The following is a 25,415-nucleotide window of genomic DNA, read 5'->3' as shown; positions in this document are numbered from 1 at the left end:
AGGTGTATTATGCTTGATTTTTGGGATAGAGCTTGGTTAGTACGTTCATCGTTGATTCATGAATATTACGAACAGAAGAGAAAAGAAGAATCTAGATGGGAAGAATATTGCAGTAAAACTGTACAAGAAATTCTTAGCGACTGCACTATAATGACCAAAAAGTTGGATGATTTATTAAAGCCACAAACGGGTATACATTTGCACCCAGATTTGAAAACGGGGATAATTTGTCTACCATTATATGGATTTTACTTGGTTATGGGCGATGGAAAAAAGCTTACCCAGGATCAAGATTATATAGTTCAAAGTATTTTTAGCAGTTTCAGAAGAGATATACCGTTTTCATATTCAGACTATATGGATGCGATTAATTCGGATAATAAAGCGCGCCAGGAGCTTTTAGATATTGTTGGTGTTTCTGAAGATAAGGCAGGGAAATTCTGGATTCAATTTTTTAAAACTGTGTATCGAACTGATGCTGATGAAAGTGTTTTAAGTGATTTTTTACATCCATTTGATGACTTAACAATGAAATTCTCTGCATTAAGTGGTCAACCGGAGTCTGCGTTAGTTCCTATCTTGCAGTTATTCTATTTAAGACTTCGTTTACAAATTGAGAATTGCAGATCGTTACCAGATGATAAAATAGATTTATATGGTGATAAAACATACAAAGAACATTACCAAATATACAAGCAAGAAATGATGGATGTTCTCAACTTAACAATGGATGAAGACGACGAAGATTTGAACCCAAGGGGGTTCTTTAAGCATTTTACAGCGGGGATAATATATCAGCTTATTTCCAGAAGCACATTTAATAAAGAAAAGAAAATAGAAATCACGCAAGAGACATTTGATGACCTTGAAATAATTTCATTTTATACGGCTAACTTGTATGAGTATCCTAATATTCCTGACGGACAGATGACTATGTTTGAGCTTAATGCACATTTATATACTGATCCTCGACAACCACTTGGCTGGGAAATGCTGTTAAGAGGAGCAAGCACTTTTGCAGAGAAGAAAGGTGATAAGGATAAGGTTGATAAGGTATCTCATGCGGTGGTTAACTTCTTGACTAGTTTAGAAAATCATTTAGTAGATAAATATAAATTTACCGGGCTTGGTTCAGTGGCGCAGATTTATACAGCATATGTATTAAGCCTCGTAGTTAATGAAAAAGTATCGATGCCATTCATAGATGAAAATAATAAGATACTATACACCGAGCCACCACTTTCAGCAGACGTTATGAAACAGCGAAATGGGGTTGGGCTCAATACAAGTATATATTCAAATGAAACAAATGCTAAACAAGCAGATTACGCGAACAAAGTTGATGTTAAAGATAGCTCTTCAAATACTAATAATTCATTTTGGTTATATTTCCTATCTGTAATTGCAATTATTGGTATAGTAATTCTTTTATTTACTTAATTGAGTATAAATGCTTTTAATAATAGTAGTTTTAAGGGGATAGTCAGTACGTTTCCGGAAAGACCAGTAAGAAATGTGGATAAAATGGATTTTGACTTTGATGGTGAGAATGATTTTGACGGAGATGATTGGTAAAATCCAATAAGATCTAGTAAACTCAAGGCTTTGAGCTGTCCGATAAACCGCGCTAAGATTTGATAATCTATAATCACAAAGAAACATCCAATTGATTAAGGAGATTATTCTGGAGGTAGTAACATGAAAAAGACAATTATTAGCGTATTTGTAATCGCATTAGCTCTTACTTTTCTAGCACCTATACCAGCTCAGGCCAAGACAAAGAGTTCCACTAGTTATTCTACATCTAAGTCAAAGTCTACAAGCAAGAGTAAGTCATCTAAGAGTAGCCAGGCTAAAAGTAAGTCTAAAAGTAAATCATCGAGCAAATCTAAGAAGCATGATTCGTATAATAGCAGCCGCTACAAAGATGCAGATAGCTTTGCAGAGGATTATTACGAGGAGTTTTACGACTACGAAGATTACGAAGATGATGACGATGCTTATGATGGCGCAGTAGATTACTGGCACGATATGAATGATTAGTTAGGAGCGATATGAGATATAAAGTTACACAAACAGAAACAGTTGAATATGTGCTTGAAGCAAAAAATGAGGAAGAGGTATGGGAGTTCATGAAATGCTGTACTACTAGAGAGCTAAGAGCATTGAAGCATGACATAAAAACTCAATACAGTGCAGCTATAGTTGAAAAAACTGTCATGCCTGCAGATTTCCATTATGATGATGAAATACCTGAGATTTTGGATGATGTACCAGAAGAACTTTTGAATCATTCTAATGAAGATGAATTGAAATTTTATTTTGAGATACCGTTTAATTGATTTTGGGTAGAGGAGCTTAATCATGGGATTATTTGATGTAGATGAACAAAAACTTCAGGCATTATATCATCGTGCATGGCTTGAGGCAAATCGTGGGTTCGTTGATCCAAGAAAATATCTTTATTTAGACGATGCAATTCAGGTATATGTGATGCAGCATGGCTGTTCATATGACCAAGCTCTACTAATAGCAAAAAGAGGACATTAATTAAAATGTATTGTTGAGGAGGTATCTCTATGTTTCCAGGAAGACCAGTAAGAAATGTAGATGAAATGGCTTTTGATTTCGATGGTGATGATTATCTTGATCCTGCAGAGGAAGCAGAAATGGCGCGTTATCTAGATGATGACGAGGACGACGAAGATGATGACTTTGATGAAGAACTTGAAGATGAGGATGAGGATGATTGGGATTTAGATGACGATGATTTTGACAGCGATGACTGGTAAAATGCAGTAAATTCAAGGCGTTGAGCTGTCCGTTAAAAAGTTAATATCAACTGATAATATACAATCAAGGAACAGGTAAACCATTATTTTGATAGTCGAGGAGGTTCTATTATGTTTGATGATTCAGGATTTGGTGGAAGTTCAATGTTTGATTCTAATCACGATGGACATCTCAATGCATTTGAAAGAGATCATGCAGAGTGTTTTTTACATGATTGTGATTCATATGATCAGGTAATGAAAAAAGAAGGATATAGCAGTTCCAGCGGCGGACATAGAGGTGGTAAAAGCTGGTCACAGACCTGGGAAGAATTAAAGATTCTTTTGATAGGTACAGCTGTTTTGACTGTAATCTTGACATTGATGGGGCTGTAGATATAGGTGGAATGAATGAGATTTTTTACTAAGATTAGATTTTTTACTGTAAATATTACTTGTGGCTGGTGTGGTAAGGAAATTCCTGTTGTGACCACCAGACCAAAGAAATGCCCATATTGTGGCATGACTTTATAACGCTTATTTCTAAACAATCCGTTGATTGTTATTGTTTTCATAATTGTTGCAGATTTCGGAATGGAATGGTCCTTCCCTTGAGTAGTACGTTGTCTGCGAACCATGGTTTTCATGGTATCACCTCAGTTCTGTACGAGGGGAATAGATATACGAGACCAGCAGGATCACTTTCTATGCTAATTATTTATTATATATAGATTTATGGGAGGATATTTTTATGCCTAATAAAGATGATTTTCTGAAAGAAATTCAAAAGCTTTTGAATGGAGCTAAATCTAAGGGCGCAAGTTATATTGATATTAACTCTGGTGAAGTTCATCGTTCATTAGGTGGTTATCCAGGGAAAAAACATGCTATGCCTTCGTGTTGTGATGCTATGTATGAGTTGATGAAGGATAATGATGAGATTATATCAGCTCCTCAAAGTGGTAAAGGGGCATCATTAACCATTAGGTATTATATATAAGATTATTGAGGTGAAGTATGTTTGGTATTGATTGGAATCTTGATGGTGATGTAGACATAATTGACGATATGATTACTCTTGATTTGATAATTAATGATGAGGAAGTCTCAGAGAAAGATGAATCAGATAATTCTGATGAGTAGAGGAATTATATTGTTACGTGCTATTAATTCACATATAATAAAATTGAGATTAGCTGCTAGGAAAAGCCTAGCAGCGTTTTATTGGCAAATAATAAATAGGGAGGTTTTGTAATTATGTTATCAACCGCATATGGTAATAGAAATGAAGAAATTAAAAATTTATTTCATGAGAATGGAATAGAATTTGAAGGAAAAAGTCCGAGAGATATTTCTTTCGGAAGAGGAAAGGTTTATATAGTTGATCAGGTAAATTCTTTTGCTATATATGCCAGAGGAACTGAGACGGAAAAAGATTATTATTTGAAAATTTTTGAGGATTATAATCCTCTTCAAGGCTCTGTCAGAAGAAATCCGGAAGCATCTGCACCTAGAAAATGTTGTGCTAGATGGGAACATTCGTCAAAGGATGAAGATATTATGTTACAGGTTGTGAAATCATTATTAGGTAGATAAAAAATACCAATTTAAAACAATTTTGGGGGGATTTATAATGTCGCCATTTGATATTAAACCAACAGAAGAAAATCTTTTGTTAGCATTGAAGGAAAATGTGCTTGATAGAAATGATGATTTGGAACGTTTTTATAATTTGTTAATTGCACAAGAATCTGCTTGTAGCATTGCTCTTGATGGAAGATGGGGAAGTGGTAAAACCTTTTTTGTTAAGCAGGAAAAATTAATTATTAATGCAATGAATTCTTTATCTAATATGGAAATGGGTAAAAGAAATCAAATACTAGGAAATCTAAAATCGATTCATTATGATGAGTCCAATCAAGAAAACAGTGCATTGGCTATATATTATGATGCGTGGCAAAATGATAATGACTCTGATCCCATTCAATCAATAATTTTTGAAATTATTAGGCAGATAGGTATGCAGTATTCTTTTGCAGATGAAACTAATATCATTGAATGTGCCAAATCTATTTTGAATCATTTTGCTGGTAGAGATATAGCAAATTTTATTGAAATATTAAATAAAGAAGATCCTTTTGATTCATTTAGATATGAGAAAAGTCTAGAAGAAAGATTTAAAGGTTTTTTTTCTGAAATAATAGCGGAAAGAGGTAATAGGTTAGTAATCTTTATTGATGAATTGGATCGTTGCAATCCTACTTATGCAGTGCGATTATTGGAGCGTGTAAAGCATTATTTTGATGACGAAAGAATTACGGTTGTTTATTCTATAAATTCATTAGAATTACAACATACTATAAAACATTATTACGGTATCGATTTTGATGGAAGTAGATACTTGGATCGATTTTTTGATATTCCAGTAGGTCTACCATCGCCTAACTTATCTAAATGGTATTCAAAAATTGGATTTTATTCAGGAGATATACAGGAAGAAATATGTAAAAGGATAATTACTTTTTGGCAATTTGAACTGAGAGATATGTCGCGTTTTTACCAAACTGTAAAGATTGCTACTAAGAATATAAGGCAGGGTAGATTTGAGCGGCCTGAAGAAAATGCAAGATTTGCAATGATAGAATTCCTTGTTCCAACGATGATTGCTTTAAAAATATGTGATGTTAATGCTTATGAAGATTTTAGAAATGGTAGAAGACCAGATATACTAGTTGACTTATTTGAAACAGAATACGTTGCGCGGCATCTGACATCTATATTATTGGAAAATGATGAAAGCTATGAGAATGCTGATGGAAAAATATTAGTTAGTAAAAAAGAAAAGCTTATATCATTCTATAATGCAGTGTTTAATCAAGAGGATACTTCTCGTAATAGATATGGAGAGATAGTAGTGGGAGACTGTTCATTTAACCGGAATTCAAAAAATTTTGTTATTAGTATAGTTAATTCTATATCAATGTTTGCTGAATATAATTAACTTTTTGTGAGGTTAAAGAGTTATGAATAAAAAAGACCAATTAACAGTAGAAAACTTTGTAAGCACAGGTATGGAACTGGAGACTCTGTACACCTGTTTCCCAGATTTTCCTAAGGAAGAAATTGCTGAGATTTACAATAACTACAAGGATAATCAGCCTGTAGATGCTGATGGGCATACAATGAGTATTAACTGCTCATAGGAATAAAATCGGAGGGGGAAATTTAGGATTATATAGAAGCCATTATACCTGTGTGGTATAGTGGCTTTTACAATACAAAAAATAAAAAGTAGAAAGGACACAATTGTGTCCGAAACAGTCACTCTAGTTGTTTATAATCTTTTGGACAATTTATTAAAATTGATGGCGTAGCGCCTCTTTATTGGGGTTAGGAGGTATCGCCATGAATACTGGCAATGATTATGGACGCAAAATTCAATTATTACAAGATATGCATGGGAATATGTCAAATTATGACCTTGCAGAAAAAGCTGGAATATCAAAGTCAGCTATAACTGCAATTAAGAATAAAGACAGAGCTCCAAGAATAGATACCCTGGATGCGATTAGCGCAGCATTTGACATGACTACTCCAGATTTCTTGCTTATGGACACTGTCCCTTGTGAGAAGGAAACACTTACTCCGAGAGAGCGGTTGCTTATTGAAGCAAAGAGGAAGAGTAAAAATAATCCTAGGTTAAAAGAATTATTTGCCTACTTGGATTATTTGATTGATAAAGGTGATTTATAGATAACATTAATTTCTACTTTGAGAGGCGGGCTGGGAAGATTAGACAACATTTTTAGTATTATATATGGGTTTTACATAACTTAATATTTTAGGTAATACAAGAATCAAAGTGGTTTAGGCTGCTTTGATTTTTTTATTATACGGGGGATTTGGGGAAAATATGTTATGAATACGGAGGAACAAGAGGAGAATGAAAAAGAGAATTTCGAAAGATGAGGAAGGTATTAACATCATTTGCGAAGGAATGGGATTTGATCCCAAGGTAGCCTATGAGCTTACCAAAATGATGCTGGAGCAATACAGTCGAAGCGTAGTAGCTGGTAAAATTCTTGCAAGTATGACAAAGCCTGACGATGAAGAAAAGGTAAAACGTCAGATGCGTAAGGACTTTCTTAAAATCATGAAGCAACCCATAGAGGAATCTAGGGAAATTCAAAGGAAGCTTTTATGGCAGGTATCTGAGTGTGATTGGTTGGCTGAGCCAAGAGATTATGTGCTTAAAGGAATGAGTGAGTACGGTAACTCAGGACCTATCTATGTGACTATCATCAACAACTGCTTTTTATCTAAAGTAAAAAAGACAATGGTTGCGCTTGCACAGGAATTGAAGTTTTCAGTTTCTAGTTTGGAAAACAAAAAGAGAGAAGCAATCAAGCTTTTTGGAATCATGATGTATCGTTATGCTCATAAGCAGGATGAAGAGGATACAGAATAGTGTGGTTTATGCCTACGGTTTTTGATGCCGTGGGCATTTTTTTACATGGTTGTTACATGATTGTTCTATGCATTTTACATGATGGTTGTAGTATTGCTGGAACATTATTCTATCCTTTCTGTATGTTTGGTATAGATTGTTTGGATGATTGTTGTGGGAATGTTATATGGTTGTTAGACAATGTTTATGGATTTGTTGTAAGCCACTGACTTTTCTTTATGATATTATACACTTACGCGTAAGATATAAAGGCTATAGCAGTTTAGGGAGTACAATTTATGGAAGGAGAATAATGTATGCGTGAGATAAAAAGGATTAGCTGTCCTGTCTGCGGTAGGGTTTTTATTAAAGGTCTCAGTGGCGTATTGGAATGTAATTGTCCATATTGCAAGATTGGGCTTAAAATAATCGCAGATGAAGGTAACATCACCATTTTTGGTGAATACTAAATATCAATATTGATTACATAATTTCATATATATGAGTCAGTTGTGTTAGCACTGTAGTTGTCAAGAGAGCAGCATGAGCGCAGGCAGCTGGCAAGAGTTTGTGACACAACTATGAACATCAAAGAGTGTTGAAAGGCGGGGCAAAACAGAAGGAAGTATCTAGAAATAGATATTCTGTTTTGCTTCGTCTTTTTTTGTGTGCTTCTTTCTGTAGCTCTGTGAGTGGGGAAGGATGCGCGAGTGGGAGACCTATGTAGGGCGATACCCATGACTTTCGAATTTTGGAACTTATTAATTTTTCAAAATTCGGAGGTCAAAAATGAATACAAACGATGAAAACAAGGAATATGAACTTATAAATTTAGAGATCGAATATCCAGGAATCCAAGGAGGAGTTAAGTGGGCTGTGATAACTGATTTGCCTGAGGAATTAATTAAAGAACGATATGAGGAAGAACTGAAGAAATACTGGCCATATATTGTGCTGCCTGTTGAACAGGGTGTGGCTTTCAAGGAGTTTCATAGGAATGAGCATAAGCATGAGATGAGAAGTATCAGACATCACGATGCATTAGATTTTCAGGATGAAATTCCTTTTGTCCAGGGATATGGAAATCTGGTTGGAAGAAAGTCTAAAGCTAAGCTGGAAGAGGAAGGTATTGTAGATCATGTTTTACTTAAGTATGCTTTGGAGCAGCTTTCGGATAAGCAGCGACGTAGATGCTATATGTACTTTTTCTGTGATATGGGCGAAGAGGAGATTGCAAGGATTGAAGGTGTTAGCCACCAGGCTGTGCATGACACCTTGAGTAGTGCGGTTAGGCTGCTGAGGGAGTTTGTTGAGGGATAGGGATATTTCTTGAAAATGCTTATACATATAGATACACTATATATATAACTATAGTGTATCTATATTATGAGGGAACAATATGGGAGCAACATATACAGCAGCACAGAAAGCTGCAACTCAGAAATATATAAATTCTACAGATCAAATAAGAGTTCGTACTGGTAAAGGTAATCTAGATTTTATTAAGAATCATGCCAAGGATATGGGAGAGACTCTTGGAGAGTTTGTAAATAGAGCAATAATAGAGGCAATCTATCGTGACAGAGGAGATATTCTCGTTGAGAAAACACATAGTGATGAGTACGGTATATCTGGAAATCTCCTTTTATCAAAAGATAATCACTATGAAATTGATTTTTCTGTTAACAATCACAGGTACATAAAAAGATTAGAGCATAAAAAGGGAGATGTTCCAGAACAATTTATTTCTGATTATGCTTGGATGAGTTTAGAAAATGAATATGAAAATGAGTTGTTAGGTGAAGAATAAGTAATATTGTGGAAAAAATATTAAATTAGGTGCAAAACACAATGGAAATGCACCTAATAGGTTCGAAAACTTGACAAATTTATGCTTTTGGATGTAAAATACAATCAGAGTAGTGATATACTATAGCTTACAAATTGGAGGTTTATGATATGGGACAGGCAACTTTTAGTGTTCGTATGGATGAGTCATTAAAAAAGCAATTTGATGGTCTGTGTCAGGAATTTGGCATGAATGCCACTACAGCAATTAATGTATTTGCAAGAGCTGTTGTTAGACAACGTAAAATTCCATTTGAAATAGCATCGCCATCAGCTGAAATTACAAGAGAGGGAGCAATGCAAGCTTTTATGGATCTTCGTAATCAGGCTAAAGCTAATGGTGTTTCTGATATGAGTTTAGAAGAAATAAATAAAGAGATTAGCCTTGCTCGCAAGGAGGCTAATAGTTAATGGGATATTATGTAGTAATTGATACGAATGTATTCGTGTCTGCACTTCTTTCTAGTAGAGATGATTCGGCTACAGTTCAAATTATTTCAAAAATGATTCAGGGTGAGATAGTACCTGTTTATAGTGATGAAATAATGAGTGAATATAGGGAAGTTTTGGCCAGAAAAAAGTTTAAGTTCTCACCTGAGACAGTTAACTACTTATTGGCTGCTGTTGAAAAATATGGTTTGAATGTTACACCATCACCTACAAATACTATACTTCCAGATATGAAAGATCTTCCTTTCTATGAAGTAGTAATGGAAAAGAGAGATGATAATTCGTATTTGGTTACAGGAAATAAAAAGCATTTTCCTATAGAGCCTTTTATTCTAACACCAAGAGAGTTTTTGGATATAATTAAATAACATGACAAAGAGTAGGACTTACAGATTAAAAAACTGTAGGTCCTTTTTTTTTTGAAAAATTTTTGGATTTTACCTTGCAAAACGTCTGACGCCAGTGGGAATTAGTGAAGGGTATTTTTTTCTTCACTAGTAAATTGACAACTTAATAGCATTCATCAGGTACGTTCCTGTATACCGGAGCCTCATAGGTTCGCCTTGCGCGATATAGCCTCACTGAAAAATTGGTAGCACCAATCTGGCCATGATAGATACAGGGATAATGATACTTCCGCTTAGCCACAATTATCAAAATGGGAGCGGCCTGGCGAGAACCGCGGGGAGGGTAGAGCCTATGGAGCTGTGCTGCAGCCGCCTGATGAATGCATTAACTATAAGAGAAGGAAGGGAGGATAATCACTGATGCGGATAAAAAGAGGAGATGTTTATTTAGCTGATTTAGATGATAGATTTGGTTCAGAACAAATTGGTGTTAGACCAGTGGTGATACTACAAAATGATAAAGGGAATAAATATGCGCCAACAGTCACTGTTGCCCCTATAACAACCAAGATTCACAAAAATCTTCCTACACATGTATTGATATGTAATATAGGCGGGATAAAAAGAAAGTCTGTAATACTATGTGAGCAGATTACCACTGTAGACAAGAACCGATTATTAACATATATGGGAAAAATAGATAATCGCACCATGAATACAAAAGTAAGACGTTGCCTGGAGATACAGTTAGATCTTACTTTCCATAAAAACCATAGGGGCAGGTATCGCAGATGAGGCGAGACGTATTATTGTCATATGCAGCTTCCACAGGTATTATTGATATGGATGCCATTGAATTAGCTGTGGAAGAAATGAAAAACAACGAGATTGTTGAAAAATACCACAGCTATGCGATATGGAAAAATGAAAAAGGTCTATGGTGTACTCACATAAGAGATGAGGAGGGGAATGTTAAGATACGACGGCGCAAGACCCAAAGAGAATTGATTAGTTATCTGGCAAAGCATTATAAACATGTGGTCAATATAGTTCGTATCAATAATGTTTTTGAACAGTGGATAAATGAAAAAATCCAGTATGGAGAAATAAGGCGTCAATCCTATGATCGTTATGTAAATGATTATAAAAGATTTTTTCAAAGGATTTAAGTATTACTAAGAAAGAATTCTGCTACATCACAGAGGAAGACTTAGAACACTTTATAAAACGAACCATCTATAATAACAAGCTTACAAGAAAATCATATTCAGGCCTTGTTACTCTATTAAAAGGTATTTTCAGATATGGCAAAAGAGCCGGATATACTGATTTAAGTATCACGAACTTTTTCGGGGACTTAATGCTTTCCAACAGTATATTTGAAAGAAAGTACAAAGATAGAGATAAAGAGGTCTTCAATGAAGATGAAGTGGAATGTATTCTTACCTATTTGAAGTACAATCAAGATATATGGAACCTGGGATTAAAGCTACAGTTTGAAACAGGAGCCAGAATAGGAGAGATTGCTGCCTTAAGATTTGAGGATACTACTGAGGATAGTATTCTGATAAGGCGAACTGAGGTAAAGTATAGAGATGACGATGGCAAGTGGAGGTTGGAAGTTGCTGAAGTACCAAAAACCGAAGCTGGCTACAGAGAAATCTTTTTGCCTGCAGAAGCGCAAAATACTTTAAGAGCCATAAAGGAGCTGAATCCACAAGGAACATTTCTTTTCGAGAACGAAGGCAAGCGAATTCGTTCTGGTACCTTCAATCATAGATTGACCAGAGTATGTGAGAAAGTAGGTATTCCACCAAGATCTACTCACAAAATTAGAAAAACATATGGAACAACTCTTATTGACAATAATGTAGATGACAGTATTGTGGCAGAGCAGATGGGACACAAAGATATTTCTACCACAAGGAAGATTTACTATTATTCAAATAAGAGCAGGGCAAACAAGAGAGAACAGGTTCGAGCGGCTTTGAAAGGCATTTAAATTACAAAAGTCACTGAGGTCACTGATTTACAGTTTTCAGAAAAATCTTGTAAAGCCCATAAAATCAACAATTAACACAATCCAGGAGATGGAGATATATAGTTCGATTCTCTCGTCCCCTGTTTGACTAAGTAGTCTTTAAATAGCGTAAATTCGCTGTTTAAGGGCTATTTAAGAAGCAATTAAAGAGTGACTAATCGTGTTATTAGTCTTAATACAAGAACCAATATGATTTTTTGTAAGCTAAAGATTTAAGGTAGATTGCAAATCAGTCGCTGATATCAAAGATAAAAATAAGCAGTCATACCATGGATTAAGGGAAGAACTGATTAATTATGGCTATAATCCATGTGGTAGATGCCATCCGTAAATACTCGAATATTAGACTTGACTATTTTAAAGAAGAGGACTATAACATAGTCGAACACGAGAAAATACGAAACGCCAATTGAATATCGACATTCCGCAAATTTCCCTGCTCAAATATTTGTATTTTAGGAGGAAGAGACAAATGGATACTTACAGAGTACAAAGACGTGACATGGAAAAGAAAGCAAAGAGGTTGAGAAGAGAAGGCTACGTTACAGGTAACCTGTTCGGTAAGGATATCGAACAATCAATCCCACTCCAGTTCGAGGTTAAAGAGGCTGAAAGCTTAAGAAAGAGTGGACACACTCAAATGACCCTTGATTTGGAAGGAAAGAAGTACAATGTGTTACTTAAGGAGCTACATTATGATGCAGCCAAGCATCAGATTGTAGAGATGGATTTCCAGGAGCTTGTTAAAGGCGAGGTTATCCATGCAACAGCAGAGGTTGTTCTTGAAAACAAGGAAGCAGTTACAGAAGGTGTTTTAGAGCAGCTAGTATCAGAGGTGGCTTACAAAGCAAAGGCCGAAGATGTAGTTGAGAAGATTGAAATAGACTGTAGCTCACTGAGACTTGGTGATACTGTAACGGTTGCAGATCTTGCTATTTCAAAGAATAAGAAAGTTAATGTAACCACAAACGCTGACCAAGTAGTTGTTGAGGTTATTGCAGCAAAGAATCAGGTTGCTGATGCTGAGGATGAGGATTCTGCTCAGGCAGCTTCATAGGGAATAGTGACGTAAGGAGTCTCCAAGTTGGAGGCTCCTTTTTAACTGCTCATTTCAAAAGTTGGCATAGCCTCCACCGCAATGTTAACTTAATGACATTGAGCAAGTGCTGGGGCTCTATTTATGGGAAAAATAATTATGCCATAAGCATTCTAAACATCTCGATTACCTGCTCCTTTGTAGCCTCACGTGGGTTACCTGGATAGCATGCATCGTTAAGTGCATCTGTTGCAAGTGTATCAAGGTCTTCTTCTTTAATCTTATCAAGAGTTGTAGGAATTCCTACATCCTCTGAAAGCTTCTTTACAGCAGCGATAGCTGCATCTCTGTATTCGTCCTGAGTCATGTTGTCTACGCCCTGAACACCCATAGCTCTAGCGACCTCACGTAATCTTTCCCCGGTGAACTCGCGGTTGAACTCCATAGAGATTGGAAGGAACATAGCACATGCAACACCATGTGGTGTGTCATAGTGAGCTGAAAGAGTATGAGCCATAGCGTGATCAATACCAAGACCTACATTTGAGAATCCCATACCAGCAATGTACTGACCAAGAGCCATTCCCTCACGGCCAGACTTCTTGTTTTCTACAGCGTCGCGTAAGTTAGAAGAGATAAGACGGATAGCTTCAAGATGGAACATATCGGTCATTTCCCAAGCAGCGCGTGTTGTGTAGCCTTCGATTGCGTGTGTAAGAGCATCCATTCCTGTTGCAACTGTAAGACCCTTAGGCATTGAAGACATCATTTCAGGATCAACAATAGCTACGATAGGCATATCGTGTGTATCAACGCATACGAACTTTCTTTCCTTCTCAACGTCTGTGATTACGTAGTTGATTGTAACCTCAGCAGCTGTACCAGCTGTAGTTGGAACAGCGATGATAGGTACGCATGGATTCTTTGTAGGAGCAACGCCCTCAAGTGAACGAACATCTTCAAACTCAGGGTTTGTGATGATGATACCGATAGCCTTTGAAGTATCCATTGAAGAACCGCCACCGATTGCAACGATGCAGTCAGCACCTGATTTTTTGAACGCTTCAACACCATTTTTTACGTTTTCGATTGTTGGGTTTGGCTTGATGTCAGAGTAGATTTCATAAGGAATCTTTGCTGCATCAAGAAGATCTGTAACCTTTCCTGTAACACCAAACTTAATAAGATCTGGATCTGATGCTACGAATGCTTTTTTAAAACCGTTATTGTTAATTTCTGTCACTACTTCGCTGATTGCGCCAGCACCATGATAAGATGTGGCATTGAGTGAAATTCTGTTTGCCATGTTTTTATTCTCCTTTTTAAACAGACTATTGTGTTAATTATTTAACACACTTTACAAATATATTTTAGCATTCGTGACATGGAGAATATAAGTTACAAAAGTGAGATTGTGTAACATAGAACAAAAGCCTGTGGAGTGGTTCCACAGGCTCTTTCTTATAGTATGTGTATTTCTTTAAACAGTGATTGTAACATTGGTGGCATGGCGTCTATCATCAAATCTGCAAGGCTTTCCTCTGATTCCTTCATGCCTTTTATTAGCCATTGAACTGTCATGTAAATAGATGACCAGCAGTACATTTCAAGCAGTTTTCTGGTTTTGGTATTCGGAGGTGTGCCGGTTTTTTCTCTTATAAGAGCACAATAAAATTCATAAATCATTATAAAGTCATGTTCTTTAAGATTATTTTGCTCATCCCCCTTGAATCCAGCAGTGAAGAAGAGCTTTTCCAGCTTTATGTACTGAAACTTTTTTATAAGCCCTTCTCTGATGGTTTCACCTTTTCCTATTTCTTTGAATGACTGCTCAAGTAAGCGGTCGAAGTACCAGTTCACCAAGTCATACTTATCTATGAAGTTTCTATAGAAGCTTTGTCTGGAGACGCCTGCTGTTTCTACAATCTGCTTAACGGTAATGTTTTCTACAGATGTAGTCTTCATGCAAGTCTTCATCGCTTCTGCAAGTTTATACTTAATATCCATAATCTATGTACACCCTTTATGAATTTTTCGCGGTAGTAATATTGTGGTTGCACCAGAATATGAGTGAAGCCATTTCAGGCACAGCCATATCAAAATCATTCATTATCCAGGTTCTTAGTACGTTCAAAGAACCATTCATTATAAATACGAAGATGTATTTATCGGATTTCATCTGATTAAAATCAGGAACAGATTCCTTAACGTGATTAGCAATCTTTTCTATTATTGCATTTTGAAAATCGATGGTATCTGACTGGCAAAGCAGGACACCAAAGGTTTCTTTATTTGATTTTACATAATTAAGAAAGTTCTCTATAGATTCTATAGTGTTGAAATCTCCACCCAAATCTTCTAAAGCTTCAAAGGATTTATCTAAAACTTCATTTTCAATATCTTTAAGCAGTTCAAACTGATCCTGATAGTGCAGGTAAAAGGTGGAGCGGCTCATCTCTGAAAGGTCGCAAATCTCCTTTATTGAAATCTTTGTAATAGGCTTTTCTGCCATAAGTGAAAGCAGAGATTCCTTCAAAATTCTTTTGGTCACCAGGGTTCTTCTGTTGTTTTTGACAGCCATTTTATTTCTCCTTAATACTTTTAACAAAATTTTTAGATTTTTAATAGCACATCCATTAAACAAATCATTCTAAACACTACACATTATCAAAAAGTGTAGTAAACAATACGTTCTAAAAAATATTGCAAGTTGTAAACTGTACACCGTGTCTATATTATACAGTCAAGAGCTCACAAAAACAAGCAAATGAAAAAGGAGAAAACCATGAAGCAGGCAATATCAAGCTTTGTTGGGGGAATAAAGGAATGGAAAAGAAGTAAGAAGGTAATCGTTACAATACTGGTTTTAGTATCGCTAATAGCTGTAAAGGTTTTATCAGCTCAGTTCTTTTATACAGAAATAGGATATAAGCCAGTGCAGACAGATGAAGATTTTAGATATGCGTTATCTGTAAGTCCATTTACAGCTACTGGTTTTGAAAAAGGCTATACCTATGAATACGAGGGCAGACAAATAACAAATATCGAAGAGCTTGAACAGCTTTATATAGATAAGGGAGCCACAGAGATGTATGTGCGAATAGCTACAAAGCGTCATGTAACAGATAGGGATGAGACAGATGGTGTGATAGACACAAATGCGAATGTACATACCTTTGATCAGGCAATGGAGTTATGCAAGCTTGCAGCAAAGCTAAATATTCCTATAAATCCTGAAGTGATGTGTGCATACACATACATGGATATGGAAACACAGCAAGCGCCTCGCTTCGATGAGTATCCAGAGATTTACTCATTACAAAATGGTAAGGATTGGAGTGAGCTTTCATTAGAAGAAATTGAAACAGTATTACATGCATATGGCAAGTTTTTGGCAACAGAGATTTTAAATACAGGTTGCACAGTAGATAACTGGAATCTGGGTAACGAGGCAAACTTTGGATTCGCCGGAGTAAGTCTTGGCCTTAAGACAGCAGTTAATCCTAAGCTTGAAAAGGTTGCTGATTTTGCAAGATATGTAACACCTCTTTTTGCGCCATCATGGTTAGAGAAAAATATTTGGCAGTATAACGCAAAGGAGTTTGCAGCTGTTAAGGCAGGAATTCTTGAAGCATATGATGACCTGGGTATTGATTCTACTAATGTAAAATTCTCGACTCATATAGCAACAGTAGTTATGACTCCAAATGCTTGCTCAAGATATTTCAATTGTCTTGCAAAGAATGGATATAAAGTGGACACAGCAGGAATTAGTTATTATCCAAGTGCCCCATCAATGTATAAGGATTCATCGATTTTATTTAAGAAGACTGTAATGACTATCAATAAGAAATGCGGCGTGCCTGTATTTATAGGAGAGTTTTCTTATCCTTCAGGCGAAATGTCCGGAGCATTTGCAGGCTGGAATAAGGCTACAAAGGGCTATGCCAACACAGAAGAAGGACAGGCTTCTATATATAAGGATGTTGTTGAGTGGGGCAAAACCCACGGAGTAATTGGTATTAGATATTGGGCTGCCGATTATGAGGATTGGGGCACAATGCCAATGTTTAATTTTGATGAGAATAAGCATGGCACTCCAAAGGAGAGCTTGCTTATAGATATTAACTAAAAAGGAAGAATTAGAGATGAAAAAAGTATTATTGACAGGAGCTGCTGGTGGAATGGGATATGAGTCTCTCAGACAGATGGCAGAAGATGGATGTGATTACGAGATTGTTGTCTGCGACTTACCAAATGACAAGTCAAAGGAAAGATTACGGGAGTTTGAGGGCAACAAGCGTGTAACGATTATGCTTGGTGATTTAACAAATTACAGATTTGTAGTTGAGGCTGTGAGAGGTTGTGACCTTATTATTCACATAGCTGCCTTTGTATCACCAACTGCAGATTACTTCCCTAAGAAGGCAATGGAAGTAAATTATGGCTCTACAAAGAACTTCGTAAATGCGTTATATGAGTTGGGTCAGCAGGATGCTACAAAGTATGTTTCTATTGGAACTGTTGCTGAAACTGGAGACAGAATGCCTCCTATCCATTGGGGTAGAGTTGGTGATCCAATCAAGCCTAGTATGTATGACTATTATGCAGTGTCTAAGGTTGCGGCAGAGCGTCTTGTTGTAGAGTCTGGTCTTAAATATTGGGTAAGCCTTAGACAGACAGGAATTATGGGAACTGCAATGGCAAAGATTAGAGACTCGATCCAGTTTCACAATTGTCTTGATAATGTACTTGAGTATGTCTCAGATAGAGACAGTGGTCGAGCTATGAGAAATCTTGCTGCCTTTGATAATGATGGAAGCCTTTCAGAGGATTTCTGGGGACATATCTATAATATTGGCGGTGGCGAAGAATGTCGAGTTGTCACAATTGATATGTACAAAATCATGTATGGCGAAATGGGATTTACTTCCTTGGATTCAGTTATCGAGCCAAAGTACAATGCCACAAGAAATTTCCATGGGCAGTATTATTTGGATTCAGATAAATTAGAGGACTATTTACATTTTAGATCAGATTCAATGCAGTATTTTTATGCTGCATATCTGAAAGAGGTGGGAGCGGCAAAACCATTTGCACAGGTTATTAATAAGCTTCCAGGCGGACAAAAGTTCATGGGATGGATTATCCGTCAGACTTTTAAGAAGTATCAGCTAGGCGAGCATGGAACCAGACGATGGATTAATGAAAACGATGAAGCTTGTATCGATGCATACTGGGGCAGCAAGAAAGCCTGGGAAAAGCTTCCTGAAAAGGTAAGTGACGTAGATGGTTTCAAAGATTGGGATACAGTAGTTGCTATCGACCATGGTTATGATGAGACTAAGCCTGAGTCAGAGCTTACTCTCGAAGATATGAAGGGGGCTGCAGAATTTAGAGGTGGTACCTGCGACTCTACAGAAATGACTACAGGTGATTGGAAAACTCCACTTAAGTTCACCTGCCAGTATGGTCATCACTTCACTGGAAGCCCAAGACTTATTCTAGAGGGTGGTCACTGGTGCGACGAGTGCGAGCGCAAATCTTGGAATTATGGCAACAGAGCTAAGAAAGATAAGTTCTTTGCGCAGGTTTGGAATCCACTTCATGACGAGGATGAACTTAGGGAATATCCAAAAATTGTTAATGAATTAGAGGTGTAATGGAATGAAAATATTTATGATTGGCGGTACAGGACTACTAGGTTCTGAGGCAGCAGTACTTCCTCCTGAAATGAAAAAAGAAGAAGGCGCTGAAAAGCTTGGCGTTCAGCCAGATGATATTGAAGGCGCTATTGCTGATTCTATGAAACTTTGCAAAGACATCATGGATAAGAAAGTAAATTCTATTTCAATGCGAGGAGAATAATCTTTGGTTACTAAAGTAAATAAGATTTTTGACAGCCATTTTTTGGCTTCAAGAATTAGCTCGGAAGACACAACAAAAAAAGAAAAGTATCTAGGTTATTTAATAGGACCCACAGGAGCATTGCTCTTAAATGGGGTCCTTGCCTCATACTTAAATGTTTTTTACACGGATGTATTGAATCTTACTGTTGTTGGGGCTGGATTGTTTTTGGCCATTTTCCCAATTGTATCCAGAATCCTTGGGGCTTTTATAAACATCCTAATTGGAAGATGGATTGATAAGACAAAGACTAAAGAAGGTAAGGCGAGACCCTGGCTTCTGATGTCAGCTCCGCTAATAACCTTAAGTGGAATATTGCTTTGTATTGTGCCAAGCAGCAATGTGACTGTGCAGGCAATCTGGGTGGTGGTTTCATTCAATCTGTTTTATGGATTGGCATTTAATCTTTTTAATATGAGTCATAACCTTATGGTTCCTCTTTCTACTAGAAAGATTGAGCAGAGAGGAAATTTATCTGTATTAAACAATATCTCTAATACCATGATGACGGGAATTCTTGCGGCCCTATTTTTCCCAGCAGTGATTTTGCCTGTGATTGGCGCTAATCAAAAGCTTTGGTTGATAACTATCTCTACACTTTCGATTATCGCATTTCCGTTAATTGTTATGGAATACTACTTCACGAGAGAGAGAATTACGTTGGAGAACGCAGGGGCGGCAGCAAGTCCTGAATTACATCAACCTACTGGAAGGCAACAGCTAAAGGCTATTTTTACAGATAAATACTGCCTTATTATTTTTGCCTATTTTGCGATAAATCTAGTTGCAGCTCAGTTGAAAAACACATCTCTCGTTTATTACTGTAATTATGTGCTTGGTACCTATAACGATGGATATACTCAATCACTGGTATCGATATTAGGCGGATTACCAATGGGAATTGGACTATTTGCTGTGTGGCCTATAGCAAAGAAGTTTGGTAAGAAGAATACCACTGTGGCAGGCTTTATTCTTATGGCCATTGGAAGTTTGATTTGTTTTATTGCACCAAAGAGTCTTCCTGTAGTCCTTGGAGGTCAGTTTATTAAGAACATTGGAGCATTGCCTTCAGCTTATATATTCATGGCTTTATTTGCAGATGTATTGGATCATTTGGAGTGGAGACATCACTTTAGATGTGATGGTATGGCCATGTCTGTATATTCAATTATTACGACTGTAGCAGCGGGAGTGGCTACGGGTGTTTTAAATCTTGGACTTAGTTTATCAGGGTATGTAGCCCCAGTGTTTGATGCGGCTACTGGGGTAACTACAGGTGTGGTTCAGAGTGATGCAACACAAAACGTAATTACGATTTTTTTTGTAGGCCTTGAGGCATTCACAGGTTTGGTTTGCGCTGTTTTATTACACTACCTTGATGTTGAAAAGGTAATTGAAAAGGAACAGGAAGAAATTCTTCAGCGAAAACAGTAGCAATCATTGGTGCAATTATTAAAATGGAATTTTTACTTCCAATTATGCATGAAAAGATGGAAAGAAAGATAAGAAGAAAATAGTAGAACACATATATACAATATATTTCACATATCTACAATAAGTCGTCTGTGACAAAAGGTAGAATTCATAGAAAAATGTATCTATAGAAGTGGAGAAGGTAATGAAAGCAATTAACTTAAAAACTGAATACTTAACAAATCCTATTGGGATTGATGTCACAGAACCAAGATTTAGTTGGAACTGTGAGGGTGGAATTAGACAGAGTGCTTACCAGATTATAGCTTATAATTCAGATGGAAATGAAGTGATGAACACAGGAAAGGTTACATCTAACCAGATGCATCTTATCCCGTGGAGCGGAAATAAGCTAAAAAGTCGTGATTATATTCAGTGGCAGGTGCAGCTTTGGGATGAAAATGATGAGGCTGGTGAAGTAAGCGACTTGGCTACTTTTGAAATAGGATTACTTGATGCAGATGACTGGAGAGCAGAGTGGATTACTGGCAATTATGAAGTAGATAAAAAGAAAAGATATCCAGTGGACTGCTTCAAAAAGTCATTTCTGATTTCAAGTGATAAAAAGGTAAAATCTGCAAGAGCATATATGACTGCCTGCGGTATTTATGAAGGTCAGATTAATGGAGAAAAGATTGGTGATTTCTGTCTAGCTCCAGGAATCACAGATTATAGAAAGAGAATCCAGTATCAGACAGTAGATATAACATCGCAAATACGTAGTGGTGAAAACCAGCTGTGCTTTATGTTAGCAGATGGCTGGTACAGAGGCTCTGTAGGTGCATGGGGCATGAAGAACTATTATGGTTCTGAGACAAAACTTATTGCACAGATAGAAATCAGATATACAGATGGAACAGTGGGTTATGTTGTGACTGATGATAAATGGCAGTGGACAAATGAAGGTCCTATTAGATTCGCTGATAACAAAGATGGAGAAATTTACGATGCCCGATTAGATGACTTCGTAAAGACGAATTGGGCATTTGCCAAGATTACAAATCATAATATAACACCTTCTGCGTCAAACAGCTTGTCTCTTACAGAAAACGAGAGATTATCAAATCCTAAGCTGATTAAGACTCCAACAGGAAAAACTGTTCTTGATTTTGGTCAAAATATTGCAGGTTATATAGAATTCAATGTGACAGCCAAGGCAGGACAGCGTATCTTTATGCGTTTTGGAGAAAAGCTTGATAGTGATGGAGAATTTACCCAGAAGAATATTCAATGCGCCAGAAAAGATTTGGTTACTCCTCTTCAGCAGGTAGAGTATTTCTGTAAAGATGGAGCCAATAATTACAAGACTCGTTTCGCAATCTTTGGATTTCAGTATGTGTTAGTAGAGGCTGATTTTGAAATCAATCCTGAAGACTTCACTGCCATTGCAGTTTATTCAAATTTTGAAAGAACCTTCAGATTTGATAGTTCAAACAAGCTTCTAAATCAGTTCGTGGAAAACACATTATGGTCTTTAAAGAACAATTCAGCCGACCTTCCTACTGATTGTCCTACACGTGAGCGTCATGGATGGTCTGGTGATGCACAGCTTTTTGTTAATACCGCAAGTTACATGGTGAATTACGAACCATTTGCACTTAAATATCAGAATGATTTATGTGATTGGCAGACAGAGGATGGCTGCTTCCCTCAGATTGCACCAGAAGGTGGAACAGATTCCTATATGCGTGTTATGAACGGGTCTACTGGCTGGTCTGATGCTGGTATTATGATTCCATACCGTTTGTGGAAAAAGTACGGAGATAAACAGATTATCGAAAAGTACTATGAGAATATGAAAAAGTATGCTCATTACATGATAGGCAGAACTGGCAAAACCAAATTTATGAATTCTGAAAAGGTAAAGCTTAGTAAGGAGGATAGAAAATACCTCTACAACATTGGGCAGCATTATGGTGAGTGGGCTGAGCCAGCAGAGGTTCATTCTATGAGCTGGAAGGATTTCATAAAATCACAGCCTGAGGTTGCTACTGCATATTTATCATATGTAATGTCTCTTATGATAGAAATTGCAGAGGAGCTTGGAAGAGTGGATGACATTCCAAAGTTCAAGGAATATCGAGATGGTGCAAAGCGTACATATCAAAAGCTTGTAGAAACAGATGGCTTTAAGCTTGATACTGAAAGACAGGCGAAGCTTGTTCGTCCATTGTATTTTAATCTTTTAAATGAGGATCAAACCGTATTTGCGAAGCACAGACTAATTAAAGCACTTGAGAAATACAATTGGAGAGTTGGAACCGGATTTTTATCTACACCATTAATTCTCTATGTGCTCCAGCAGATTGATATCGAATATGCCTATAAGCTTCTTGAAAATGAAGAGAAGCCAGGCTGGTTATACATGCCTAAAACTGGCGCTACCACAATCTGGGAGGACTGGGATGGTCCAACATCTGACAATGGTAAGGGTGGCGGAATAGCATCCCTTAATCATTATTCAAAGGGCGCTGTATGCGAATGGGTATTTGACGAGATGTGTGGTGTGAAGATGGATGGAGAGAACCATTTTGTGATTGCACCACATCCAGGCGGAAGCTTTACAAATGCAAGCTTTAGTTATGACAGTATATATGGAACTGTAACCAGCAGCTGGAAAAAGAAGGAGGATGGCACATATGAGTACCACATAGAAATTCCTTCCAATACCACAGCACAGGTTATTCTTCCAGGCAACGAGACTAAAGTTTTAGGATTTGGATCCTATGACCTATAAAGGCTGATTGCGATAGTCCTTAGGAGTAATGCCGTATTTTGCTTTAAATACATTTTGAAAATAGCTCTGTGATGAGAAGCAAAGATACTCACTGATTTCGCTGATAGTTTTGTCAGTGTAATGGAGGAGGCTCTTTGCTTCTTCTAATTTGCGGCGCATGATGTAGGTACTGATGTTAAAGCCAAGCTCACGCTTGAATTTTTTAGATAGAGTACTTCTGTCCACGTGAAGCTCTTCAGCTATTTGCTCTACAGTGATATTCGTATTTACGTGATTAGATATGTATTGAATAACAGAAAAGATTTCCTTTGACATCCCCATAGGAACCTTTGCTTCGGAAACACGTTTTGCGAAATCAATGATGCAGGTCATATTTAAAATATTAATGGCATTAACATCAGACATTTTTTCAGCTTCTAAGATATATGAGTCTGATAACTGGTAAGCTGTTTCTATGTCTAAACCACCGTCTATGGCACGTCTTGTGATAAGAGTAGTAGAGGCAATAAAAATATTTTTAGCCTGACGAACAGAATCTGTAGCAGTTCGCCCAACATTCATATTAGGAATCTTTTTAATGAATTCTTTTAATCCCTCTACATCACCTTTCTCAACATAGGAATAGTATTCCTGCTCGAAGTAGTAGGTGTCATGGTAAAGCTCATTTTCTTTATTTTCCATTAACTGGTCGGAATGATGTTTGCCAATTTTCTTTTCAGTTAATCTGTTGTGTTCTTCAAGATCACTAAGAATTTTATCAAGCATTCCGGCAATATTAAGTTCAATAATTGATGAATCCGATGCCATAGCGCCCTCCGGTTAAACATAGTATTACGACACGATATTACAACATTTTTCACGTGATTACAACAAAATAAGTCTGTCACTCTTTAAAATACAATTACAGTTTAGGGCTAGGGAGAAAAGCCTTGTATTTTAAGGAGGATTGAAAAAATGTCAAAAAAACCATTGGGGAAGGACCATGATGGAGTCCAAAAGGTTATGAGAACAGGGGATTATTTTGCAGATTCCCTCGGTATGTTTGCATTGAATGCTATGTCTGGCCTTGTTGCACAGATTGCTTACTTTTACACTGATAAAGTTGGTGTAGCAGCAGCCACAGTTACTGCGGTATTAATGATTTGCAAGGTGATTGATGCTTTTACAGACATCATCATGGGTAATATTATTGACCATACAAAGCCAGGTAAAGAAAAGTACAGACCTTGGTTGCTTAAGATGGCTATTCCAGCTGCAGTTGTAATTGTTGCGTTGTTTACAGTTCCGGCTAATGCCTCAGAAGGATTAAAGTTAGCATATATGCTTATCACAAATATTCTTCTAACAGCTATCGTTTATACAGCAATTGCAATTCCTTATAGTTCACTGATGGTAGTTAGAACAAACAGCCAGCAGGAGCGTGGAATTATGGGAACATGGAGAGCGGCTGCTGGATATGTTTCAGGAATGATAATTGCTATCGGCATTATCCCAATTACAAATGCTCTTGGTGGAAATCAGAGCGCATGGGTTAAATTTGGTTTTGGCTTCGCTTTGATGGTTATTCTTACACTTTTAATCTGCTATGCCCGTTCTAAGGAAACAGCAGTAGAATCTGGTAAAGAAGCAGATGTAACTATCGTAGAAGATGATGAGGAAGCAGTTCCATTCAAGGAAGCTATTGGAAATCTTTTCAGAAATAAATACTGGGTAATGATTCTTATTATGGGATTCCTTTCACAGTTATCTTACGGAATTACAAGTGGCGCAGGAGCTTATTATTGCAAGTGGATTTATGGTGATGATAACCTTACAGCAATTCTTGGGGGTGTTGGTTTGATTCCAACAGTTATCGGATTTGCGGTAATTGGACCTATGATTAAAAAGCTTGGTGTCACTAAATCTCTTAAGATATCTTTCTTTATCGGAATGGTGACAACAGCTCTTAGAATTATTAATCCTACAGATTTTGTTTATAACACAGCCCTTGGATGCTTTGCTACTTTTGCAAATATTCCAATGATGTGTTTGCTAGGCGTAATGACAGCCATGACAATTGATTATAACGAATATAAATATGGTAAGAGAATTGTGGCAACATCTCAGGCAGCTTCAAGCTTTGGAGGCAAAATTGGCTCAGGTGTTGGTTCGTCAGTTATAGTATTTTGCCTTGCTCTTGCAAATTATGATGGATTTGCAACAGTGCTTACACCAGCAGTAAGACAGGCTATTTATACATTTAGTATCTATATTCCATTAGCACTATTTATTATAATGTTTGTAATAACACTTAAGTTTGACCTTGAGAAAAAGTTGCCAGAATATAGACAAGAAATAGAAAAAAGAAAGAGAGCATAA

General features: G+C 36.9%; 33 protein-coding genes. 29 read left to right on the top strand and 4 right to left on the bottom strand.

Annotated elements, in window-relative coordinates:
* Window positions 1-9: 9 nt before the first annotated feature.
* From BLP54_RS06045 to BLP54_RS05955, 23 genes are all read left to right on the top strand, one after another.
* Window positions 10-1,440 (top strand): hypothetical protein, encoded by a 1,431-nt coding sequence (locus tag BLP54_RS06045; RefSeq protein ID WP_090167780.1) that lies wholly within the window; start codon window positions 10-12, stop codon window positions 1,438-1,440.
* 258 nt (window positions 1,441-1,698) lie between these two features.
* On the top strand, window positions 1,699-2,043 hold the full coding sequence (locus BLP54_RS06040; protein ID WP_090167778.1) for a hypothetical protein: 345 nt from the start codon (window positions 1,699-1,701) through the stop codon (window positions 2,041-2,043).
* An 11-nt stretch (window positions 2,044-2,054) separates the two neighbouring features.
* A complete protein-coding gene (locus tag BLP54_RS06035) occupies window positions 2,055-2,342 on the top strand; it encodes a hypothetical protein (protein ID WP_090167774.1) in 288 nt (95 codons plus the stop codon).
* A gap of 22 nt (window positions 2,343-2,364) precedes the next feature.
* On the top strand, window positions 2,365-2,550 hold the full coding sequence (locus BLP54_RS06030) for a hypothetical protein (RefSeq protein ID WP_090167772.1): 186 nt from the start codon (window positions 2,365-2,367) through the stop codon (window positions 2,548-2,550).
* 29 nt (window positions 2,551-2,579) lie between these two features.
* A complete protein-coding gene (locus BLP54_RS06025; protein ID WP_090167769.1) occupies window positions 2,580-2,792 on the top strand; it encodes a hypothetical protein in 213 nt (70 codons plus the stop codon).
* A 111-nt stretch (window positions 2,793-2,903) separates the two neighbouring features.
* Window positions 2,904-3,167, top strand: a complete 264-nt coding sequence (locus BLP54_RS06020) for a hypothetical protein (RefSeq protein ID WP_090167768.1) — start codon at window positions 2,904-2,906, stop codon at window positions 3,165-3,167.
* A 15-nt stretch (window positions 3,168-3,182) separates the two neighbouring features.
* On the top strand, window positions 3,183-3,305 hold the full coding sequence (locus tag BLP54_RS16230) for a hypothetical protein (protein ID WP_278335358.1): 123 nt from the start codon (window positions 3,183-3,185) through the stop codon (window positions 3,303-3,305).
* 217 nt (window positions 3,306-3,522) lie between these two features.
* Entirely contained in the window at window positions 3,523-3,771 is a 249-nt protein-coding gene (locus BLP54_RS06015; RefSeq protein ID WP_090167766.1) for a hypothetical protein, read from the top strand.
* Between the two features lie 17 nt (window positions 3,772-3,788).
* On the top strand, window positions 3,789-3,914 hold the full coding sequence (locus BLP54_RS16225) for a hypothetical protein (RefSeq protein WP_278335357.1): 126 nt from the start codon (window positions 3,789-3,791) through the stop codon (window positions 3,912-3,914).
* Between the two features lie 114 nt (window positions 3,915-4,028).
* A complete protein-coding gene (locus BLP54_RS06010; protein ID WP_090167764.1) occupies window positions 4,029-4,367 on the top strand; it encodes a hypothetical protein in 339 nt (112 codons plus the stop codon).
* A 37-nt stretch (window positions 4,368-4,404) separates the two neighbouring features.
* Window positions 4,405-5,772, top strand: coding sequence for a KAP family P-loop NTPase fold protein (locus BLP54_RS06005; protein ID WP_090167762.1), 1,368 nt, complete (start codon window positions 4,405-4,407; stop codon window positions 5,770-5,772).
* Between the two features lie 22 nt (window positions 5,773-5,794).
* Complete coding sequence (locus BLP54_RS06000) at window positions 5,795-5,974, top strand: hypothetical protein (protein WP_090167759.1); 180 nt, start codon at window positions 5,795-5,797, stop codon at window positions 5,972-5,974.
* A 202-nt stretch (window positions 5,975-6,176) separates the two neighbouring features.
* A complete protein-coding gene (locus BLP54_RS05995; protein ID WP_090167757.1) occupies window positions 6,177-6,524 on the top strand; it encodes a helix-turn-helix domain-containing protein in 348 nt (115 codons plus the stop codon).
* A gap of 190 nt (window positions 6,525-6,714) precedes the next feature.
* Window positions 6,715-7,239, top strand: a complete 525-nt coding sequence (locus tag BLP54_RS05990) for a hypothetical protein (protein ID WP_090167755.1) — start codon at window positions 6,715-6,717, stop codon at window positions 7,237-7,239.
* A gap of 296 nt (window positions 7,240-7,535) precedes the next feature.
* On the top strand, window positions 7,536-7,688 hold the full coding sequence (locus tag BLP54_RS15800; protein ID WP_176754485.1) for a hypothetical protein: 153 nt from the start codon (window positions 7,536-7,538) through the stop codon (window positions 7,686-7,688).
* Between the two features lie 319 nt (window positions 7,689-8,007).
* Window positions 8,008-8,538, top strand: a complete 531-nt coding sequence (locus tag BLP54_RS05985; RefSeq protein WP_090167753.1) for an RNA polymerase sigma factor — start codon at window positions 8,008-8,010, stop codon at window positions 8,536-8,538.
* 79 nt (window positions 8,539-8,617) lie between these two features.
* The gene (locus BLP54_RS05980) at window positions 8,618-9,028 is read left to right on the top strand and encodes a hypothetical protein (protein ID WP_090167751.1); all 411 of its coding nucleotides are present in this window, start codon (window positions 8,618-8,620) and stop codon (window positions 9,026-9,028) included.
* A 149-nt stretch (window positions 9,029-9,177) separates the two neighbouring features.
* Window positions 9,178-9,477: a type II toxin-antitoxin system RelB/DinJ family antitoxin gene (locus BLP54_RS05975; RefSeq protein WP_072919487.1), complete on the top strand. Its 300-nt coding sequence runs from the start codon at window positions 9,178-9,180 to the stop codon at window positions 9,475-9,477.
* On the top strand, window positions 9,477-9,884 hold the full coding sequence (locus BLP54_RS05970) for a putative toxin-antitoxin system toxin component, PIN family (protein ID WP_090167749.1): 408 nt from the start codon (window positions 9,477-9,479) through the stop codon (window positions 9,882-9,884). The genes BLP54_RS05975 and BLP54_RS05970 overlap by 1 nt, the downstream gene beginning before the upstream one ends.
* Before the next feature lie 399 nt (window positions 9,885-10,283).
* The gene (locus BLP54_RS05965; protein WP_090167747.1) at window positions 10,284-10,658 is read left to right on the top strand and encodes a type II toxin-antitoxin system PemK/MazF family toxin; all 375 of its coding nucleotides are present in this window, start codon (window positions 10,284-10,286) and stop codon (window positions 10,656-10,658) included.
* Window positions 10,655-11,032: a hypothetical protein gene (locus BLP54_RS16055; protein WP_242870641.1), complete on the top strand. Its 378-nt coding sequence runs from the start codon at window positions 10,655-10,657 to the stop codon at window positions 11,030-11,032. Before BLP54_RS05965 ends, BLP54_RS16055 begins: the two co-directional genes overlap by 4 nt.
* Window positions 11,033-11,223: 191 nt before the next feature.
* Entirely contained in the window at window positions 11,224-11,865 is a 642-nt protein-coding gene (locus BLP54_RS16050) for a site-specific integrase (protein WP_242870640.1), read from the top strand.
* Between the two features lie 511 nt (window positions 11,866-12,376).
* On the top strand, window positions 12,377-12,961 hold the full coding sequence (locus BLP54_RS05955; protein ID WP_090167745.1) for a 50S ribosomal protein L25: 585 nt from the start codon (window positions 12,377-12,379) through the stop codon (window positions 12,959-12,961).
* 136 nt (window positions 12,962-13,097) lie between these two features.
* On the opposite strand, the gene fucO is transcribed toward BLP54_RS05955, so the two are convergent.
* From fucO to BLP54_RS05940, 3 genes are all read right to left on the bottom strand, one after another.
* Entirely contained in the window at window positions 13,098-14,246 is a 1,149-nt protein-coding gene (gene fucO, locus BLP54_RS05950) for a lactaldehyde reductase (protein ID WP_090167743.1), read from the bottom strand.
* 155 nt (window positions 14,247-14,401) lie between these two features.
* Window positions 14,402-14,947, bottom strand: a complete 546-nt coding sequence (locus BLP54_RS05945) for a TetR/AcrR family transcriptional regulator (RefSeq protein WP_090167740.1) — start codon at window positions 14,945-14,947, stop codon at window positions 14,402-14,404.
* Between the two features lie 16 nt (window positions 14,948-14,963).
* Window positions 14,964-15,521, bottom strand: coding sequence for a TetR/AcrR family transcriptional regulator (locus BLP54_RS05940; protein ID WP_090167738.1), 558 nt, complete (start codon window positions 15,519-15,521; stop codon window positions 14,964-14,966).
* A gap of 204 nt (window positions 15,522-15,725) precedes the next feature.
* Between BLP54_RS05940 and BLP54_RS05935 the strand changes: the two genes are divergently transcribed.
* The 5 genes from BLP54_RS05935 (at window position 15,726) to BLP54_RS05915 (ending at window position 23,057) form a co-directional block, all read left to right on the top strand.
* Window positions 15,726-17,072: a glycosyl hydrolase 53 family protein gene (locus tag BLP54_RS05935; protein WP_090167736.1), complete on the top strand. Its 1,347-nt coding sequence runs from the start codon at window positions 15,726-15,728 to the stop codon at window positions 17,070-17,072.
* A gap of 16 nt (window positions 17,073-17,088) precedes the next feature.
* Window positions 17,089-18,603: an NAD-dependent epimerase/dehydratase family protein gene (locus tag BLP54_RS05930; RefSeq protein ID WP_090167734.1), complete on the top strand. Its 1,515-nt coding sequence runs from the start codon at window positions 17,089-17,091 to the stop codon at window positions 18,601-18,603.
* Window positions 18,604-18,607: 4 nt separating this feature from the next.
* Entirely contained in the window at window positions 18,608-18,808 is a 201-nt protein-coding gene (locus BLP54_RS05925; protein WP_090167732.1) for a hypothetical protein, read from the top strand.
* Between the two features lie 3 nt (window positions 18,809-18,811).
* Window positions 18,812-20,281, top strand: a complete 1,470-nt coding sequence (locus tag BLP54_RS05920; RefSeq protein WP_242870639.1) for an MFS transporter — start codon at window positions 18,812-18,814, stop codon at window positions 20,279-20,281.
* A 184-nt stretch (window positions 20,282-20,465) separates the two neighbouring features.
* Window positions 20,466-23,057: an alpha-L-rhamnosidase gene (locus BLP54_RS05915; protein WP_090167730.1), complete on the top strand. Its 2,592-nt coding sequence runs from the start codon at window positions 20,466-20,468 to the stop codon at window positions 23,055-23,057.
* On the opposite strand, the gene BLP54_RS05910 is transcribed toward BLP54_RS05915, so the two are convergent.
* The gene (locus BLP54_RS05910) at window positions 23,052-23,864 is read right to left on the bottom strand and encodes an AraC family transcriptional regulator (protein WP_090167729.1); all 813 of its coding nucleotides are present in this window, start codon (window positions 23,862-23,864) and stop codon (window positions 23,052-23,054) included. The two genes, BLP54_RS05915 and BLP54_RS05910, sit on opposite strands and share 6 nt — an antisense overlap.
* A gap of 147 nt (window positions 23,865-24,011) precedes the next feature.
* Between BLP54_RS05910 and BLP54_RS05905 the strand changes: the two genes are divergently transcribed.
* The gene (locus BLP54_RS05905; protein WP_090167727.1) at window positions 24,012-25,415 is read left to right on the top strand and encodes an MFS transporter; all 1,404 of its coding nucleotides are present in this window, start codon (window positions 24,012-24,014) and stop codon (window positions 25,413-25,415) included.

Origin of the sequence: Pseudobutyrivibrio sp. 49 (assembly GCF_900100545.1) — a bacterium.
Lineage (GTDB): Bacteria > Bacillota > Clostridia > Lachnospirales > Lachnospiraceae > Pseudobutyrivibrio.
Note: the sequence above shows the minus strand (reverse complement) of the source record. Positions and strands in the feature narration are given on the sequence as shown.